At 57.9% G+C, this 15,492-nt stretch carries 12 protein-coding genes, 1 tRNA gene, 2 rRNA genes and 1 pseudogene (1 of these 16 only partly in view); 6 read left to right on the top strand and 10 right to left on the bottom strand.

The features are described 5' to 3' along the window. Positions 1-143 precede the first annotated feature (143 nt). The 6 genes from AC4CWF_RS02670 to AC4CWF_RS02645 form a co-directional block, all read right to left on the bottom strand. Positions 144-1,412: an MHYT domain-containing protein gene (locus AC4CWF_RS02670; RefSeq protein ID WP_491283589.1), complete on the bottom strand. Its 1,269-nt coding sequence runs from the start codon at positions 1,410-1,412 to the stop codon at positions 144-146. Between the two features lie 553 nt (positions 1,413-1,965). Next, complete coding sequence (locus AC4CWF_RS02665; protein WP_491283588.1) at positions 1,966-2,460, bottom strand: GNAT family N-acetyltransferase; 495 nt, start codon at positions 2,458-2,460, stop codon at positions 1,966-1,968. A 20-nt stretch (positions 2,461-2,480) separates the two neighbouring features. Continuing rightward, complete coding sequence (locus tag AC4CWF_RS02660) at positions 2,481-3,359, bottom strand: carbohydrate ABC transporter permease (RefSeq protein WP_491283587.1); 879 nt, start codon at positions 3,357-3,359, stop codon at positions 2,481-2,483. A gap of 3 nt (positions 3,360-3,362) precedes the next feature. Next, on the bottom strand, positions 3,363-4,253 hold the full coding sequence (locus AC4CWF_RS02655; protein WP_491283586.1) for a carbohydrate ABC transporter permease: 891 nt from the start codon (positions 4,251-4,253) through the stop codon (positions 3,363-3,365). Beyond that, positions 4,250-5,359 (bottom strand): ABC transporter ATP-binding protein, encoded by a 1,110-nt coding sequence (locus tag AC4CWF_RS02650; protein WP_491283585.1) that lies wholly within the window; start codon positions 5,357-5,359, stop codon positions 4,250-4,252. The genes AC4CWF_RS02655 and AC4CWF_RS02650 overlap by 4 nt, the downstream gene beginning before the upstream one ends. A gap of 107 nt (positions 5,360-5,466) precedes the next feature. After that, a complete protein-coding gene (locus tag AC4CWF_RS02645; RefSeq protein WP_491283584.1) occupies positions 5,467-6,723 on the bottom strand; it encodes an ABC transporter substrate-binding protein in 1,257 nt (418 codons plus the stop codon). A 157-nt stretch (positions 6,724-6,880) separates the two neighbouring features. Here AC4CWF_RS02645 and AC4CWF_RS02640 point away from each other — a divergent pair, with 157 nt between their 5' ends. After that, positions 6,881-7,678 (top strand): GntR family transcriptional regulator, encoded by a 798-nt coding sequence (locus AC4CWF_RS02640; RefSeq protein WP_491283583.1) that lies wholly within the window; start codon positions 6,881-6,883, stop codon positions 7,676-7,678. 87 nt (positions 7,679-7,765) lie between these two features. Here the strand turns inward: AC4CWF_RS02640 and AC4CWF_RS02635 are convergent. Continuing rightward, positions 7,766-7,960: pseudogene (locus AC4CWF_RS02635) on the bottom strand (integrase core domain-containing protein); the annotation flags it as partial. 262 nt (positions 7,961-8,222) lie between these two features. Between AC4CWF_RS02635 and AC4CWF_RS02630 the strand changes: the two are divergent. From AC4CWF_RS02630 to AC4CWF_RS02610, 5 genes are all read left to right on the top strand, one after another. Further along, positions 8,223-9,196 (top strand): IS630 family transposase gene (locus tag AC4CWF_RS02630; protein ID WP_491283582.1). Its coding sequence is split into 2 segments (ribosomal slippage): positions 8,223-8,573 and positions 8,576-9,196, totalling 972 coding nucleotides; the frame shifts between segments, so codons are not numbered across the junction. A 29-nt stretch (positions 9,197-9,225) separates the two neighbouring features. Beyond that, complete coding sequence (gene tnpA, locus AC4CWF_RS02625) at positions 9,226-9,567, top strand: IS66-like element accessory protein TnpA (protein ID WP_491281694.1); 342 nt, start codon at positions 9,226-9,228, stop codon at positions 9,565-9,567. Beyond that, positions 9,564-9,911: an IS66 family insertion sequence element accessory protein TnpB gene (gene tnpB, locus AC4CWF_RS02620; protein ID WP_491281693.1), complete on the top strand. Its 348-nt coding sequence runs from the start codon at positions 9,564-9,566 to the stop codon at positions 9,909-9,911. Before tnpA ends, tnpB begins: the two co-directional genes overlap by 4 nt. 78 nt (positions 9,912-9,989) lie before the next feature. After that, positions 9,990-11,645, top strand: coding sequence for an IS66 family transposase (tnpC, locus tag AC4CWF_RS02615; RefSeq protein ID WP_491281692.1), 1,656 nt, complete (start codon positions 9,990-9,992; stop codon positions 11,643-11,645). Beyond that, positions 11,645-12,229, top strand: a complete 585-nt coding sequence (locus AC4CWF_RS02610; RefSeq protein ID WP_491281691.1) for a plasmid pRiA4b ORF-3 family protein — start codon at positions 11,645-11,647, stop codon at positions 12,227-12,229. Before tnpC ends, AC4CWF_RS02610 begins: the two co-directional genes overlap by 1 nt. A gap of 163 nt (positions 12,230-12,392) precedes the next feature. Here AC4CWF_RS02610 and AC4CWF_RS02605 read toward each other — a convergent pair. The 3 genes from AC4CWF_RS02605 to AC4CWF_RS02595 form a co-directional block, all read right to left on the bottom strand. Continuing rightward, positions 12,393-12,469: transfer RNA gene (locus tag AC4CWF_RS02605), tRNA-Met, on the bottom strand. A 178-nt stretch (positions 12,470-12,647) separates the two neighbouring features. Further along, a 5S ribosomal RNA gene (gene rrf / locus AC4CWF_RS02600) occupies positions 12,648-12,762 on the bottom strand. A 273-nt stretch (positions 12,763-13,035) separates the two neighbouring features. Continuing rightward, positions 13,036-15,492 (bottom strand): 23S ribosomal RNA (locus AC4CWF_RS02595); it runs 427 nt beyond the window's last position.

Here is a 15,492-nt window from a genome sequence, read left to right as displayed (position 1 = left end):
CGACAGGGGCCATCCTCAAGGCCCAGGCGTTCTGTGCAACAGCAGGCAGTGATTGTTCCTGCCAGACAACGGCAAGGACACCAAACGCCCGGATTTGCACGAAATGCACTGGGCTGCGCACGAAATGCGAAAGGAGAGCTGACCTAACTTTCGGTGTAGGAGCCTGCGTTTTCGGATGTCTTGAAGGCAGCCAGTTCGGAGCGAAAGGCTGCAAGCTTTGACCGGCTGATAGGCACCGTGCGCCTGACGGGCGTGTCGAGTTCGGCTACGCCCGAATCGCCAGCCTTCTTGATGCGGACAACGAAGGCGAGATTGACGATATAGCTGCGATGGATGCGGGGAAACAGCGCTTCAGGCAAACGCGCCGCGATGTCGGAGATGGACAAAGGACAGAAGAGGTCGTCACGACCATTAAAGATATAGGTATAATGCGCGTTGGAATGAACCGACGCGATGTCGTCAGCGGCAATGTGGAAGCGCTTGCCGTTCTTTTCGATCGGCAAAAGGAGTTCGCCCGCAGCCAAGCATTCGGGATCGGCGGGCGCTCTGTCCATGCCGGCCGCCGGCTGTATGGCGTCTAGCGTATTCGGTTGCGGGCTGTGCGGTGCGAGCGCGGCCGGTTGCGGGGCGTCAGGTTGCGGGGTTTCCGGCGCCTGGCGTACGGTGGTGCGCCAGGCGGTATCGCCATGCGCGCTCTTCGCCTCCCCGGGGATGAGCGCGAGCATGAAGACAGCGGAGATGGTACAGGCGACCACGCTGACCACGGCTGCCAGCATGTCGCCGGATATCAAGGATTTGATGTTTTCGGCCTTGGCTGCGGCCAGATGTAATGTCGTTCCTGCCATCGCCATATAATGCATGCCCGATACAGCGCAGCCGAGCACAAGGGCACAGAGCAACAACGGCGGCCGCCGTTCGGCGGAAAAGGCAAGCCACAGCGCAAGGCCGGACGCAGCAATCGCGATTGCGATGCTGGCCAATGCATAGGCAGTATCGTGGGTGAGATGCAGGACAGAATGCACGGCAATCATGCCGACATAATGCATCGTGGTGATGCCAACGCCCATGAGCACGGCAGCGATCACCAGCATGCGCTGCGAGCGCAGGCTCGCCAAGTAAACCGCGACGCCGGTGACGAGACTGCAAATCAGGAACGAGAGGAGCGTGGGCACAACGGCGTAGTCGATCGCCACGGAGGTCCTGACAGCCAGCATACCGATGAAATGCATGCTCCAGATGCCGACTGCGAGCGTGATGGCCGAGCCCGAGATCAACAGCCGGCGCCGGTTTGCAAAAGCGACGGGGATGAGAAGCGCGAGGCTGATGCCGACATATCCGGCCTGGATTGCAACCACCACCGAAAGGACAACGAGGATCGGGCTGTAGGTGAACGATGTGGGTAGTTCCGTCATGGCGTTCTCTACAACCTTCAAAAGAGCATAGGCACCACTCCCGTGATCCCGGGTGCGGATTCATACTGCGAGATTTTGCTGTACTGGTTTCGGCGCGCCTCCCAGCGACCGCGTATGACTGTATCGACTTTCGGGAGGATTTGTCGAGCCAGGTGGATCGATTGATCGAGACGATCCATACGGTTCGGAAACAACCACAGCGCTTCCGATGATGTCGCTCGATAGGTAAATTGGGCAGGCTTGATGGTTTGATTTTAAGGGGTAAATCGACATCTCCCTTGCGGGCGCTGACCGAAGCTTGGACGACGCAATGAGCGCGATCCGAAATTTCAGTCACAACGATCAAGACACAACGCCTTCCGACAAGGAAGCAGACGCCCACCCCTCGATTTCCTAAAGCACTTCAAGCGGAGACATCGGTTAAGCGTAAAGAGCGAGTTATGCCTGAACTTGTTGCGGGGGAGGCGATTTGTGTCACAGGAAGAAGGGCACGACATTTTTGCCCAGCTGCGCGGTCGCAGCTACGCATGCAGCCATATGCGCGTGCTGTCGCTTAGCCGGACACCTCGGTTGGATGTGCCAGCGGCAGCATGCCGCGATAGATGCCGGGGACGGATCCTTCGATCGGAATGGCGCCAACGCTTCGGCGATAAAATTCCATCGGTCCTGCCCCTCCGATGACGCCATAGGGATAACCCTGCGCATACATATCGAGCAGCGTTTCCAAGAGAAGCGCGTGGCCGACGCCTTGTCCGCGGCCTGCCTGATCAACGCCCGTCGGGCCGAAGAAGCCTTTGGCGGTCGCCTCGTGGCAGGCAAAGCCCAGAAGCTCGTCATTTTTGATCGCGATAAAGCAGGTGGTCGGCTGGCGCATTGTGGCAACGGTCGCTTCCGCTGCCCACCCTGCCCCGAAGCGCGGCTCGATCCACGCGGTCAATGCCGGCAGTTCCGGTGCCAGCACGCGCCGGATTATCACTCCCAGCTCTGCCATACGGGCGTCGAGGGCGGTATCGCGTTTTAGGTCGTACAGTTTGACAAGCATATCCATGGGTCTGTTCCTTAAAAGTATCAGCCTTTGACCGCACCGGCCGTGAGGCCGGCCACGATGCGCCGCTGGAAAACGAGTACCACGGCAATCAGCGGCAAGGTTACGGTAACGGAGGCCGCCATGATCTGCCCGAAGGGATATTCATAACGGCTGGTGCCGGCAATCAGCCCGATGGCGACAGGCACCGTGCGATTTTCGTCTGTCAGCGTGAAGGTCAGCGCAAACAGAAATTCGTTCCAGGCGAGAATGAAGGCGAGAATGCCGGTGCTCGCCAGCGACGGCCCCATCAGCGGCAGCAGGATCTTCATCAGGATACGGAAATGCGAGCAGCCGTCGATGATGGCGGCCTCTTCCAGCTCCCGCGGAAACTCGCGGATGAAGGTGGTGAGGATCCAGGTGGTGAACGGCACGGTCGAGAGAAGATAGGTCAGGATCAGCGCGCTTGGGCGGTTGAAGAGGCCCAGCCAGTTGATCAGCTCGAAGAGGCCTGACAGGACCACAACCTGCGGAAAGATCGAGATCATCAGGACGATCATCAGCATGGCGCGCCGCTGCGGAAAATCGATCCGGCCAAGGGCATACGCTGCCGAGACGCCGATGATGAGAGACAGAAGGGTGGTGGAAACCGCCACATACGCCGAGTTGACCAGTGAGCCCATGAAGATGGGATTGTCGATCAACTGCCGGTAATAGGTGAAATCAAGCGCCGGCAACAGCGCCGAACGATAGAGTGCGGCGCCTTGCTTGGTGGAGGACACGAAGGCCCAGTAATAGGGGAAAAGCGCATAGATGAGCACGAGCAGCAGCGCAAAAATCTGCAGGCCGCGCACGACCCGGCGCTTCAGCCGGTAAAAGGAAGCGGGCTTGCGGTGTGTTCGTTGAGCGATCGCGTTTTGCATGGATCAGGTCCCCGCCGCCTTGTCGAGGCGCAAGACCCCGATGATGATGATTGCGACGAAAGCGACAAGCAGGAAGACCCAGGTCGATGCCGCAGAGCCGACGCCGAGTTCCTGAAAACTGATGAGCCGGTCACGCGCATAGATCGATACCGTCATGACGTTTTCGTTGCTGGCCGCCAGCACATAGGCCAGATCGAACATGCGCAGGGCGTCGAGAACCCGGAACAGCACGGCAACCCCGATGGCCGGCCGCAGCATGGGCAGCGTGATCGACCAGAAGCGTTTCCACGCGGGGATGCCATCCACGTCGGCTGCCTCGAAAATTTCCGGCGAAATCAGCTGCAGTCCGGCCAGGATCAGCAGCACCATGAACGGCGTCGTCATCCAGACATCAACGAAAATCACCACGCCCATGATCAGGGAGCTGCTGGCAGTCCAGGCAATGCCGTGATCGACAAGGCCGAGCCCGGAGAGCACCTTGTTGATGACGCCGAACTGGTCGTTGAGCATCCATTCCCACATCTTCGTGGCCACCACGACGGGAATGGCCCAGGGCACCAGAATGGCCGCCCGCGCCAGTCCGCGGCCGGGAATGGCGGAGTTCAGCAGAAGCGCGATCGCCAGTCCAAGCACCGTCTCGATTGCAACCGAGATCGCGGCGAAAATCAGCGTATTTTTGACGGCAATCCACCAGCTGCGATCCTGGAGGACCTCGATGAAATTATCGAAGCCGACCATGGAATACACTGAGGGCTCATCGAGATAGGCGTCGGTGAAGGAGAAGAAGAAGGTGCGGGCGAGCGGCCAGACGGCAACCAGCAGGATGACCGCAATGACGGGAAGGAGAAAGAGCCAGGCGGACCTGTGGTCGCGGCGTGCAAGGCGGGCGCTCATGGCAGAGGGGCCTCCTCCGCCAATTTCTGCAGGCCAGCGAGTGGAATACGCCGGCCGTCGCCTGCAAAGGCAAAAACGGCCGCATCGGCAAAATCCAGCCCCACGGGTTTCCCGATCCTGTCCGGCGAAGGCGCCTCCGGAAGCCGGATCACCCAGACGGTGTCGTCGCTGATCCGGCAATAACCGAAATGCTCATGCCCGAGATCCTCGATACGCTCGAGGATGCAGACCATCCGACCAGCACCTTCTGCAACCAGACGCAAGCCTTCCGGGCGAATGCCGATTTCGGTAATGGGATTTTCAAGATTACTGCTTGCCAATGCCAGCGAGAGATGACCGGCGCCAACAATCCGGCCAGCACTCGCTTGCGAGGATACGCCCATGAAATTCATGCGCGGGCTGCCGATGAAGCCTGCCACGAAGCGGTTGTCCGGCGCGTGATAGAGCTGCTGCGGGGTTCCGACCTGCTCGATGCGGCCGTGGTTGAGGACGACGATACGGTCTGCCAGCGTCATCGCTTCCGACTGGTCATGCGTCACATAGATCATCGTCGTCTTCAGGTCATTGTGAAGCCTTGCGATTTCCAGCCGCATTTCCATGCGCAGGTCCGAATCGAGGTTTGACAACGGCTCGTCGAAGAGAAAAATTTCCGGCTGGCGCACCAGTGCCCTACCGATCGCCACGCGTTGCCTCTGGCCGCCGGAAAGCTCCCGTGGCCGGCGATCCATGAGGTGATCGACCTTCAGCATGCGCGCTACGCTCAAAACCTTCTGGCTGATGGCCTCTTTCGCCATGCCGAGCGTTTCCAGGGCAAAGCCGATATTGCGGGCAACGCTCATATGCGGATAGAGCGCATAAGATTGAAAGACGAAGGCAACGCCGCGGCGCGAGGCCGGAACGTCGGTCACGTCGTCTCCGCCGATTGCAACAACGCCGTCAGTGGGCGCGACAAGGCCCGCCACGATACGCAGAAGGGTCGATTTTCCGCATCCCGAAGGGCCGACAAAAACCACGAACTCACCGTCGTCGATCTGCAGTTCGACACCTTGAATAACCGCGTGGGTGCCGAAACTTTTCGACACGGAGTGAAGGGAAACCGATGCCATTTTTCACCTGGGCTCGTCAGAACAGAAGGCGCGCGCCCATGATCAGGGCGGCGACACAGAGGGCGAGAGCCGGTCCTTCAAGACCGCCTCTCGCATTCAAGCCAGGTTCAGCGGCTTTCCTTCAGTTTTTCCAGACGCGCTGCCAAGGTCTTCAGCCCCGATTTCACATCGCCGTTTCCTGACAACATGTCGTGGACGGTCCGATAGAAGGCCTGCGACACGCGATTGTAGCTGGTGCCGGTATAGCCGGAGGGACGCACGGCGCTATCGGCAAAGGCCTGCTGGTTATCCTTGAGGAAGGGGATGGTGGCCAGCACTTCGGGGTCGCTGTAGAGCGCCGGGATCGACGGATTGACGGCATCCTTCAGCGCGCGCTTCTTCTGCATGTCCGGGCCGGTGATGAAGTTGACGAAATCAGCGGCAACGCCCGGCTTGGCGCTATATTTGGAAACACCGTAATACATCGGGCCGAGGCAACCGCTGGATTTCTGGCCGGCACTGCCGACTGGCAGCGGCATCACGCCAACCTTGTCGATGACAGCGCTGCCTTCCTTGTGCGACGTGCCCCAGACATAGGGCCAGTTGCGGTGGAACACGGCATTGCCGGATTCAAACACGGCGCGCGAGGCTTCCTCGTCATAGTTCAGCGTGCCCTCCGGGCTGATCGAGCCGATCCAGCCTTTGGCCTTTTCGATGGCTTCGGCCGCTTTCGGATTGTCAATCGTCACCTTGCCGTTGTCGGAAATGATCGTGCCGCCGCCGTTCGATGCAATCAGTTCGATGGCGTCGCAGGTCAGGCCCTCGTAGCTTTTGGCCTGCCAGGCATAACCCCACATTTCGCCGTTTCCGGCAGCGCGTTCCTTGTCCTGGATTTCCTTGGCGGTTGCGGCCAGCTCATCCCAGGTCTTGGGCTGTGGCTTACCGTATTTCTCCAGAAGATCCTTGCGGTAGAACATCAGCCCGACGTCCATATAGGCCGGCATTGCCACCAGATGTCCGTCAAGCTTTGCGGCAGCAAGGGTGGAGGCGAAGTGCTTGTCCTGATCGGCTTGCGGGATCGTCGCCTTCAGGTCGAGCAGGCCGTTCTTGAACATGCCGAGCCAGATGACATCAAGAAACAGCACATCGATGTCGGTCGATTTTGCCGCCAGCAGCTGCTGATAGATCGGGATCGCGTCATCCAGCAGGGCGGGCATCTTGTTGATCTTTGCTTCGTTGCCCGTCTTTTCCTTCCAGGCATCGGCGACGCTCGTGCAAAGTTCGAACTCCGTCGGCGCGCAGAACACGGAAATCGTCTCGGCATGCGAGGTTCCGCTCCAGAGAGCTGCGGACAGCGCGAGGGCGGCAAGGCTCTTCTTAAACATGAATAGTTCCCTTGATTGTGATAGATCTGACATCTTCGAAACTCTCCGGTTCCCTGCGATAATAGGACTGGTTATGACCAGTCATGTCAACATAGGATGCGGAGGATTTTCGCTAGAGAACGCTGGGCGGACGTAAGGCCAAGGGGGAAAGCCGGATTTGAAGACGCGTGGGGCTGACGATGTATTGGTTTCAACACAGGGTGCGGTTGATCGTGGCGATCCACGCCCGCTGCACAAGCAGGTTTATGAGGCGTTGCTGGCGGCAATCAGCGATGGCAGGCTGCCCTTGCGGGGCAAGCTTCCCTCCGAGCGGGAACTCGTGGATCTCTACGCCGTCAGCCGCATCACCATACGCCATGCGATCCGCGAACTGATCCAGCAGGGTGTGGTGCATAGCCAACCGGGCAAAGGGCTTTATGTCACGGAGCGTGGTGGAAGCTTTGAACTGCAGGTTCTCAAAAGCTTTACCAGCATTGCGCTTGCCAATGGTAGAAATCCCGGCCACCAGCTGATCGAAGCCAGCCTTGTGCGCGCGCCTCTGGAGGTCAGTCGCCCCCTGTTTCTCGGGCCGGGTGCGGAAGTGGTGGTTCTGTCGCGGCTGCGCCTGCTCGACAACATACCCGCGGTCATCCAGACGGACTGGATCCCGGCCGCGCGGGTGCCTGGACTGCTGGACCTCGACTGGGGCGTCGCAAACCGCTCTCTTTACGAGGAACTGCGCCAACGCTATCAGATCTTCCCCAAGCGAGGGCAGACGACGCTCAGCGCCCGGCTGGCAAGCGACAATGAGGCCCGCCTCCTACAGCTATCGCCCCCTGCCGCCGTGCTGACAGTCGACCAGATCGCCTTCGATGACAGGAACCGGCCGGTGAACATGACAGCCCTTGCGCATCATCCTCTGCGCTATCCACTGACACTGCTGCAATCGGAAACCGGTGATTTCACTCAGTATTGACAAGGGTCTCGGTTACGACGCGGGGGGTGGAGCAGCAGACCCGTTGCATGGTAATCCCCCAATTTTAACGGGGCTGTTTCGTAGAATTCACGCGGCCATTTTCAGTTTCTGTGCAGGCGTTATGCCGCCGATGCCCATATTGGGGCGTTCATTGTTGTAGGTCCAGAGCCACTGCGTGGCGAACTCCTGTGCCTCCTCGATACTTTCGATGATGCTCTGATCGAGCCATTCATGCCGGACCGTTCGGTTGTAGCGCCCGACATAGGCATTCTGTTGCGGCTTATGAGACATGCCCGCGCAGATGTCTCAGTATATCCGCCTATTCATCGCCTGGTAGTTCCGGGGCGACATCACGAGTCCCTCCGTCGAAGGTGGCAATCGACACGCTGGAGCGAGGTCCGGCATTTGCCCTGCCACCTGCTGCCTACTGTGGGCGCGGTCACCACCTGCTACCCTAGAGCGTTTCCCTAACTGATTGAATCGGATGGCTTTGCAAATCAGTCTCCTTCTGATTCAAACTATCTGCCGATGGAGGTCGGCAGATATGTCGAAAGCCCTTTCCGTTGATCTTCGCATACGTGTGCTGGCTGCCGTGAACGGCGGCGCATCTCATAGAGAGGCTGCCGAGCGTTTTGGCGTGAGCGCAGCCAGCGTGAGCCGCTGGCGTCACTTGCAAATCCAGCAGGGAAATGTTCGACCCGGTCCACTCGGCGGCGACCGCAATTCCCACAAGACAGAAGCGCATGCCGATCTGATCATGACCTGGCTCGGCGAGCACCGGGACGGCACCCTTTTCGAGCTTCGCAAAGCCTTGGCTGACCAAGGCATTTCCATCAGCAAGTCGGCGCTGCATCGCTTTCTTGTCCGGCACGAACAAACGCGCAAAAAAAGACTGGCCATGCGGTAGAGCAAAGCCGCCCGGACGTTCTGGAAAAGCGGCAATGCTGGTTCGAGGAGCAACTCGATCTCGATCCAGAGCGGCTCGTGTTCATCGACGAAACCTGGACCGCGACCAATATGGCCCGTACTCACGGGCGATGCCGCAAGGGCGAGCGATTGAGGATGGGTTTCCCTCACGGTCATCGCAAGACGACCACATTGGTTGCGGGCCTCCGTAACACGGGAATGGTCGCGCCACTTGTCATAGACGGACCGATCAACGGTGAGTGGTTCGAGGCGTATGTCGCCCAGGTTCTGGTTCCGACATTGAAACCAGGGGATGTTGTCATCCTCGACAATCTGTCCAGCCACAAACGACCGGCAGCAAGGGAGCTGATCGAGGCGGTCGGCGCGACAATGATGTTCCTTCCGCCCTACAGCCCAGACTTCAACCCCATCGAGAAGGCCTTCTCCAAGCTCAAGGCTCTCCTGCGAAAAGCTGCGGAGAGAACCGTCACCGGACTGTGGGATCGCATCGGAAAGCTGATTGATATGGTCGAACCGCAAGAGGCTCAGAGTATCCCTCCGGCGTGGACCGCCTTGCGAGTTTTTGGTGATATCGTGATTTTGCGCTCTTGAGAGTGAACTTAAGAGCGCAATGAGGAACGATGGCACAGGCCATTTTGCTGACGGGTCAAGAACGACGTCGTCGTTGGTCACCGGATGAACGGCGGGAGATTGTGGAGGCAGCATTTGCTCCGGGGGCAAATGTCTCGGCAGTAGCGCGTCGTTTTGATGTTTCGACGGGGCTGCTCTACACGTGGCGGCGCCAAGCGCTGTCTTTGAAAGATGAGCCCGCTTTCGTGCCGGCAACTGTCCTGGACGTTCCTGGCAACGGCGATGGTTGTGCGACAACCATCGTTGTGGACTTTGCGAACGGTATCAAGGTGAGGATTGCGTCCGGGGCGCCTTGTGATCTTGCTGCAGCCGTGATGCGTGCGCTCAAATGATCCCGATCAGTTCGAGCGTGCGGGTTTGGATTGCGAGCGGCCATTGCGATATGCGCAAGGGAATGCACGGCCTTGCTCTGATCGTGCAGGAAGGTTTGGGTCGTGATCCGTTCAAGGGTGACGTTTTTGTCTTCCGCGGGAAAAGCGGCCGGCTGATCAAGGCTCTTTGGCATGACGGATTTGGGCTTTCGCTATACGCAAAGCGGCTCGAGCGCGGCCGTTTCATTTGGCCGGCGACGCAGGGTGGAGCTATTGCGCTGACGGCTGGCCAGATGTCCTATTTGCTTGAGGGAATTGACTGGCGGAACCCGCAGCAGACATGGCGGCCGACGAGCGCTGGATAGTGTCTTTTGGGGCGGGATTTGCGAGCGGGGCGCCAGGAAAAGCTATACAAATCAGTGGTTTTATGATTCACTTCGAGCATGGAAACCGGCTCGGAAAATCCCCGTGATCATGCTGCTGCCCTGGAGGCAGAGCTGGCGATTGCGCGGTTGGAACGAGCTACCGCTTTGGCCGAATTGGCTGTTGCCAAGGCCAAGGAAGCCGATGATCAGGCCATCATTCTTCGCCAGAAAGTCTATATCGAAAAGCTGCAACGGGAACTGCGCGGTCAGAAGTCGGAACGGACGGCGCGGCTGATTGCTCAGATGGAGCTGATGCTTGAGGACGCCGAAGCGACGGCGACCGAAGATGAGCTTGCTGCCGAGATGGCCGTTGCGGCGGCGGCGATTGCGGTCACCGGCTTTACGCGCAAGCGGCCGGTCAAGAAGCCATTCCCGGAACATCTGCCGCGTGAGCGTTTTGTCGTGCCAGGCCCGGTTGCCTGCAACTGCTGTGGCGGTGAACGGCTTCGCAAGCTCGGCGAAGACATTACCGAAACGATGGAGAGCGTACCGCGGAGTTGGAAGATCATTCAGACCGTTCGGGAAAAGTTCACCTGCCGTGACTGCGAGAAGATCAGCCAGGCACCTGCACCCTTCCATGTCATACCGAGAGGGTGGGCTGGTCCGAGCCTTTTGGCGATGATGTTGTGCGACAAGTTTGGCCAGCACATTCCGCTCAATCGCCAGGTCGAACGTTTTGCCCTGGAAGGTGTGCCAATCAGTCTGTCGACTGCGGCAGACGCGATTGGCACGTGCTGCCAGGTCCTGGATCCGCTGGTGCGGCGGATTGAAAGCCATACGTTCGCGTCTGAACGGATCCACGGTGATGACACGACCGTGCCGGTTCTGGCTCTCGGCAAAACCGTTACCGGTCGGATATGGAGCTACGTCAAGGATGATGCTCCGTTTGGCGGTACGGCGCCTCCGTCGGCGATGTTCTATTATTCCCGGGACCGGGCCGGCGAACATCCACAGGCGCATCTGGCCAACTATAGCGGTATCCTTCAGGCGGATGCCTATACGGGCTATGGCCAGCTTTATCTTCCTGATCGAAGTCCGGGCCCGATTCATGAGGCAGCGTGTTGGGCGCATGCCAGGCGACCATTCTTTGCGCAAGCCGATCTGGAGGCCAACGCGCGCCGAAAAGCGCAGGGTAAAAGTGCCGCCGTCATCTCGCCGGTCGCCTTGAACATGGTGCAGCGGATCGACGCTTTGTTCGAAATCGAACGCCATATCAATGGCCGCACTCCCGATGAGAGAAAAGCAATCCGCCAGCAGTTGTCAAAACCGCTGATTGACGACATGGAGATATGGATACGCGAACACCGCGCCAGGTTGCCGCGCGACAATGACTTGGCAAAGGCATTTGACTATATGCTGAACCGCTGGGAATCCTTCACCCGCTTCCTGGACGACGGCCGTATCTGCCTGTCGAACAATTGCGCGGAGCGCTCTCTGCGCGGTGTGGCGCTCGGACGAAAAGCCTGGCTATTTGCCGGGTCCGATCGAGGGGGGCAGCGGGCGGCGTCCATGTACAGCCTGATCGTCACCGCGAAGATGAACCGCATTGACCCACAGGCCTGGCTTGCCGATGTTCTCGCCCGCATCGCCGATCATCCAGCCAGCCGTCTTGATGAGCTTCTCCCCTGGAATTGGCGGAAAACCGCAACATCGCCACTGAGGCAGGCGGCCTGATGGCTGGTCCTCTCGTTCGCTTGAAGGTCACGCTCGATGACGTTGACCCCTTGGTGATGCGCCGCGTTGTCGTGCCATTCCGCATTCGGCTGGACCGGCTTCATGAGATCCTTCAGGAGGCCTTCGGCTGGACCAACAGCCATCTGTATGAGTTCAGGATCCGTGACATCGGCTTCGGCCTGCCTGATGACGGCTTTGGTGGTCCCATCGATGCACGCAAGGAAACGCTTCTTGCTGCCATCGAAGATATTGGCGCGAAGTCATTCAAGTATCTCTATGACTTCGGCGACGGCTGGACGCACTCTGTGAAAATCGAAAAGATCTTTCCGGCGACCGCCGGCTTCGAAGATCCATTCCTTCTCGAGGTTGTCGGACGGTGTCCACCGGAGGATGTCGGCGGTCCCTGGGGCTATCAAGAGTTCCGCGAAGCCATTGCGGACACCAACCATGAGCGTCACCACGAACTTGTCGAATGGTGGGGCCACGCACACTACGATCCGGGCGATGTCGACGCCGCCAATCTCCGCAAAAACGTCGAGGCTCTAGCCGCAAAGTGGAAGCGCCGATCGCGCAAGAAAAGCTGACCTGCGGTCCTCGGCGAATGCTTACGGCTCAGAACTACTTCAATTCCTGCGGATATGATCCAACATGACAGGGAAACGCTCTAAAACGTCTTGCGCCGCCGACGACGTAGGCCAGAAACGCAAAAATCCCGCAGCATTTTGTGCTACGGGATGTAGGGGAATTTGGTTGCGGGGGCAGGATTTGAACCTGCGGCCTTCAGGTTATGAGCCTGACGAGCTACCGGGCTGCTCCACCCCGCGCCAAGAGCGTGCACTGATAGTTGCGACGCTTTAGAGACTTACAGCAAGAAGGGCCACTTTGAGCGACCCTTTTGTTATCGGCTGGGCCGTTAGTGTTTGTGACGAGAAGATTGGCGGATTTGCTATGCAAACCGCGAGGTATTTGCTTTGCAAACCGTGACAACATTGCCTTTAGCAGACCTGGCAGCGACCTACTCTCCCGCGTCTTGAGACGAAGTACCATTGGCGCAGGGGCGTTTCACGGCCGTGTTCGGAATGGGAACGGGTGCAGCCGCCCCGCCATGACCACCAGGTCAGCTAAGGGCAATGTGTTGAGAAGCTGGATTTTTTGTGAGCGAATAGGGAGTAGCCAATAGCGAATAGTTTGTTCGCTGTGGCCTCAGTTTTCGCTGGTTTTGAACACGTCGAATGGGACCTCTTAAGCGCATTGCGGTGCTTTGGGCACCGATACAGGCCAGAGGCCGTCGCGCCTTGTGGCGCGGGCCGTCCGCAGCACATTTTCGTGCGTCAGGACAAAACAAAACTCTTATTGTTTTGCTCATCTTCGATGAGCACAAACAATGAGAACGATCAAGCCAATCGAGCTATTAGTAACGGTAAGCTTCATGCATTACTGCACGTCCACACCCGTCCTATCAACGTGGTCGTCTTCCACGGCTCTGATAGGGAATACTCGTTTTCAGGTGGGTTTCCCGCTTAGATGCCTTCAGCGGTTATCCCTTCCATATATAGCTACCCTGCTATGCCCTTGGCAGGACAACAGGTCCACCAGAGATATGTCCATCCCGGTCCTCTCGTACTAGGGACAGATCCTGTCAATATTCCTACACCCACGGCAGATAGGGACCGAACTGTCTCACGACGTTCTGAACCCAGCTCACGTACCGCTTTAATTGGCGAACAGCCAAACCCTTGGGACCTGCTCCAGCCCCAGGATGCGATGAGCCGACATCGAGGTGCCAAACAACCCCGTCGATATGGACTCTTGGGGGTCATCAGCCTGTTATCCCCGGCGTACCTTTTATCCGTTGAGCGATGGCCCTTCCACACGGGACCACCGGATCACTATGACCGACTTTCGTCTCTGCTCGACTTGTCAGTCTCGCAGTCAGGCGGGCTTATGCCATTGCACTCGACGACCGATTTCCGACCGGTCTGAGCCCACCATCGCGCGCCTCCGTTACTCTTTCGGAGGCGACCGCCCCAGTCAAACTACCCACCATACACTGTCCCGGATCCGGATGACGGACCGCGGTTAGACATCCATGACGATAAGGGTGGTATTTCAAGGATGGCTCCACGAGAACTGGCGTCCCCGCTTCAAAGCCTACCACCTATCCTACACATGCCGACACGAATGCCAGTGTAAAGCTATAGTAAAGGTGCACGGGGTCTTTCCGTCTGACCGCAGGAACCCCGCATCTTCACGGGGAATTCAATTTCACTGAGTCTATGTTGGAGACAGCGGGGAAGTCGTTACGCCATTCGTGCAGGTCGGAACTTACCCGACAAGGAATTTCGCTACCTTAGGACCGTTATAGTTACGGCCGCCGTTTACTGGGGCTTCGATTCAAAGCTTGCACCTCTCCTCTTAACCTTCCAGCACCGGGCAGGCGTCAGACCCTATACGTCGTCTTGCGACTTCGCAGAGCCCTGTGTTTTTGATAAACAGTCGCTACCCCCTGGTCTGTGCCACCCTGACATACTTGCGTACATCAGGGTCACGCTTCTTCCGAAGTTACGCGTGCAATTTGCCGAGTTCCTTCAACATAGTTCTCTCAAGCGCCTTGGTATACTCTACCTGACCACCTGTGTCGGTTTCGGGTACGGTCTATAATGATGGAGCTATTTCCTGGAACCGCTTCCTCGCCCATCCAATCCAATAAGAATGAACAAGTTACGCAATCCGTCACTACCACCAGGCCCACGAATATTAACGTGGTTCCCATCGACTACGCATTTCTGCCTCGCCTTAGGGGCCGGCTAACCCTGCTCAGATTAACTTTAAGCAGGAACCCTTGGTCTTTCGGCGAGGGGGTCTCTCACCCCCTTTATCGTTACTCATGTCAACATTCGCACTTCCGATACCTCCAGAGGCCCTCACGGGTCCTCCTTCGCAGGCTTACGGAACGCTCCGCTACCACGTGCAGTAAACTGCACATCCTCAGCTTCGGTGCATGGCTTTAGCCCCGTTACATTTTCGGCGCAAAGACCCTTATTTAGACCAGTGAGCTGTTACGCTTTCTTTAAATGATGGCTGCTTCTAAGCCAACATCCTGGTTGTTTTGGGATCCTCACATCCTTTCCCACTTAGCCATGACTTGGGGACCTTAGCTGGAGGTCAGGGTTGTTGCCCTCTTCACGACGGACGTTAGCACCCGCCGTGTGTCTGCCGATTAGTACTCCCGGGTATTCGGAGTTTGGTTAGGATCAGTAAGACGGTGAGTCCCCATAGCCCATCCAGTGCTCTACCCCCCGGGGTATTCGATCGACGCACTACCTAAATAGTTTTCGCGGAGAACCAGCTATTTCCGAGTTTGATTGGCCTTTCACCCCTAGCCACAAGTCATCCCAATCTATTGCAACAGATGCGGGTTCGGCCCTCCAGTTGGTGTTACCCAACCTTCAGCCTGCTCATGGCTAGATCACTCGGTTTCGGGTCTAATGCATCTAACTGAACGCGCTATTAACACTCGCTTTCGCTGCGCCTACACCTACCGGCTTAAGCTTGCTAGATACACTAAGTCGTTGACCCATTATACAAAAGGTACGCAGTCAGGCTTTCGCCCTCCTACTGTTTGTAGGCATCCGGTTTCAGGTTCTATTTCACTCCCCTTGTCGGGGTGCTTTTCACCTTTCCCTCACGGTACTTGTTCGCTATCGGTCATGCACGAGTACTTAGGCTTGGAGAGTGGTCTCCCCATGTTCAGACAGGATTTCTCGTGTCCCGCCCTACTCTAGGACAATGCGTATTTTACGTGTACGGGGCTATCACCCGCTACGGCCGAACTTTCCAGATCGTT

Source organism: Neorhizobium sp. PAMB6630 (assembly GCF_058242775.1).
This window is presented reverse-complemented; position numbering and strand designations above follow the sequence as displayed.